Source organism: Mesotoga sp. HF07.pep.5.2.highcov, from assembly GCF_003666285.1.
Taxonomy (GTDB): Bacteria; Thermotogota; Thermotogae; order Petrotogales; family Kosmotogaceae; genus Mesotoga; species Mesotoga prima.
The window spans coordinates 1-1,036 of the sequence record NZ_JFHJ01000410.1 but is presented as its reverse complement, the minus strand read 5'-3'; the positions used below and the strand labels follow the sequence as shown (position 1 = coordinate 1,036).

At 44.3% G+C, this 1,036-nt stretch carries 2 protein-coding genes and 1 pseudogene; all 3 read right to left on the bottom strand.

The window, feature by feature from the left end; genetic code table 11:
* Positions 1 to 110, bottom strand: a 110-nt coding sequence (locus BG32_RS08655) for a 2-phosphosulfolactate phosphatase (protein ID WP_147434902.1), incomplete at its 3' end; no start/stop codon positions are given.
* A gap of 3 nt (positions 111 to 113) precedes the next feature.
* The gene (locus tag BG32_RS08650; protein ID WP_006492307.1) at positions 114 to 725 is read right to left on the bottom strand and encodes a histidine phosphatase family protein; all 612 of its coding nucleotides are present in this window, start codon (positions 723 to 725) and stop codon (positions 114 to 116) included.
* A gap of 14 nt (positions 726 to 739) precedes the next feature.
* Positions 740 to 1,036 (bottom strand): annotated as a pseudogene (locus tag BG32_RS08645) (DNA polymerase III subunit alpha); the annotation flags it as partial.

Below are 1,036 nucleotides of genomic sequence, written 5' to 3'. Positions count from 1 at the left end.
AGTTGAAGAGCAGTCGTTATAGTACTACTGGCTCTCAGAACATCAATTACTACAGCGAGATCCGTGCTCTCATCAATTGTCCGTGGAAGAAGATTCACCCTAAGTAACATACGTTAGTTCTCCTCCATATGGCGCCACAGATTGAGCTCTAGCAGTCTCATTTCTGCTCCTTCAATCTTAATTGTGGAAATCGAGCAGTTGTGTAAGGAAAGTCTGTAGTGATTTTCCAGAGGGAGGCCTGCTGCGTAGCAAATTGCGGTTCTGATTAACAAGGCATGCGAAACCACAATCACATGTTTCCCCTGAAAATTTCCAGAGAGATATCTGATGAAACTCGCCGCTCTTCTCTGCACTTCCCCCAGAGGTTCAGTTCCCGGAATGTCTGCCCATGGATCCTTCCTCCATTTCTCTATCAGATTGCCATAGCACTTCAATGCTTCACTTATCTCAAGACCATTCCAGAGTCCTACATCCGCTTCGCGGAGTACCGGGTTAGCAACTGGTGTCTCAGCATATGAAACAGCAATTATCTCGGCGGTTTCCTTTGCCCTTTTCAAGTCGCTGGAATAGATTGCCGCTACACTGGGAACGTGTTCTTTAAGAAATGTGCCAGTTATTTCAGCTTGCTTTCTTCCCTTTTCAGATAAGGGAATATCGGACCTTCCCTGCCAGCGGTTACTATTGTTCCATTCTGTTTCTCCATGCCTTACAAAATAAATGTACATTGCTTCCTCCCCAATTATCTCCAGATTATCTTATCGGCATCTACACCCATTGGCCTTGCCCCAGGTATGATTTTTTCGGTACCCCTAACTTTGACAACTACGTTTTCTCTCTTGGAGCCGACTGCTAAGAATGACCGATCGATCTGGCCATGAAAAATCCTGTTCACTTCTAAAATTCTCTCCTTCATTTCAATAGGATTTCCATTATTGAACAAGACGAAACCTTGAAGAGGAACGTGGCTTTCTATCTGAATAAAGGTCCTTCCGTCAGTAACGAAACTCTTTCCAAGATAATCGATTCTCTTGTAGGG

What these genes read in the sequence shown, in the direction of transcription:
- BG32_RS08650 (WP_006492307.1), bottom strand. Translation starts at nt 725, where the DNA reads ATGTACATTTATTTTGTAAGGCATGGAGAAACAGAATGGAACAATAGT.